Genomic DNA, 1,246 nt, shown 5'->3' with positions numbered 1-1,246 from the left:
GTCGAGCAGGGAACGGTGGTAGAGGAACAGGAACGCGGCCGCGGCGACGGCGACCACGACCGCGACGACCGCTGCGGCGGCCAGCGCGGACCGCATCCGCACCCCGGCGTGCCGTCGGTACCACGCGCCGAACCGGGCCCACATGCCGGTCACTGTAGTTCGCCGTCGCCCGGTCTCGATGCCCTGCGCCTGATCGGACCGCGTGTCGCCGGCTGCGGGCCCGGGCACGCCTCGAGGGTGAAGACCCCCGTCAGGGTCTGGCACGGGCGACGCTCGGCGAACACCGACTTGAATGCGGTGTCCAGGAGGTACACCAGGCCCACGATCGCGGGCGCGGCCAAGGCACGGACCATCCCCGCGGCATCGCGGCCGCGGGCCGTCCCCCACACGACGAGCATCAACGCCGCGAACGACACCAGGCCGTACATCGACCGGTCGGCCACCACCCGGTCGAGGAACGGCGGCGACTCACGGGCGAGTTCGGTCACGCGCTCGTACAGCGGTCCGTCCACGGAGGCGCCTGAGAACGCGAGGCCGCTCATGCCCGGCCACCCATTCCCGCGCCGGGGCCGTGGTCGCGCGAGCGCGCCGCGTTCGGGGGCGGCCCGACGCGCCTGCGGGCGCCGGTGCCGGCCGCCGCGCCGGGGATGTCGTCCCGGCGCCGGCGCGCGCCGCGCCATTCGAGCAACAGCGGGGTTCGCGGGACCGCCACCACGCCCGTCTCGACGAACAGCACCCCGGCGATGCCCAGCGGGCCGAACGGCGCCGGCAACGAGCGCGCGTCCAGGACGTTCACGGCCGGGTCAGAGGCAGCAAACGACACCACACGCACCTCCTCTCCCGTCCAATCCCGCGTCCGGACCGCGCTCGCGGGATTTCCCACGGATCGGCGTGGCCCGGATGCTTCGAAGCCACACGGCTCCGCGTTTCCACCCCGAGCGTGCCCGGACGGTCCTGAGAATCCGCTGAGGACAGCGGCCGGGTGGCGCGTGGTGGTGCCTGGCGCACGGAGGGAAGGCCGCCATCCCCGTCCCGGACAGGAGAAGAACACCGCAGGCGCGATGTGCGGCAGAGTGGCGGCCCTCGCGTTGCCGTGTCTCAGCGTCTTCTTGGCTTCGGGGTGGTGTGCTGGCTGCACGGTCGGCGGTTCCGGCGGCCGGTGCGCGGGCGGCGGAGGTGTCGGGTGCGGGTGCTGCTGGTGGAGGACGAGGTGCGGTTGGCCGAGACCGTGCGGCAGGGGCTGGCC

General features: G+C 74.1%; 2 protein-coding genes. Both read right to left on the bottom strand.

All coding sequences use genetic code 11. From position 1 onward, the window contains the following. Positions 1-149: 149 nt before the first annotated feature. The gene (locus tag A3IC_RS54810; RefSeq protein ID WP_020551126.1) at positions 150-542 is read right to left on the bottom strand and encodes a hypothetical protein; all 393 of its coding nucleotides are present in this window, start codon (positions 540-542) and stop codon (positions 150-152) included. Beyond that, positions 539-823 carry a hypothetical protein gene (locus A3IC_RS0116360; protein ID WP_158695967.1) on the bottom strand — a complete coding sequence of 95 codons (285 nt, stop codon included), beginning with the start codon at positions 821-823 and terminating at the stop codon, positions 539-541. Before A3IC_RS0116360 ends, A3IC_RS54810 begins: the two co-directional genes overlap by 4 nt. Between the last annotated feature and the right edge of the window lie 423 nt (positions 824-1,246).

Origin of the sequence: Embleya scabrispora DSM 41855, from assembly GCF_000372745.1 — a bacterium.
GTDB classification, from domain to species: domain Bacteria; phylum Actinomycetota; class Actinomycetes; order Streptomycetales; family Streptomycetaceae; genus Embleya; species Embleya scabrispora.
The sequence above is the reverse complement of the archived record's forward strand: the minus strand, read 5'-3'. Positions and strand labels throughout refer to the sequence as shown.

Coding starts and splice junctions, on each gene's coding strand:
- A3IC_RS54810 (WP_020551126.1), bottom strand. CDS start 542: ATGAGCGGCCTCGCGTTCTCAGGCGCCTCCGTGGACGGACCGCTGTAC.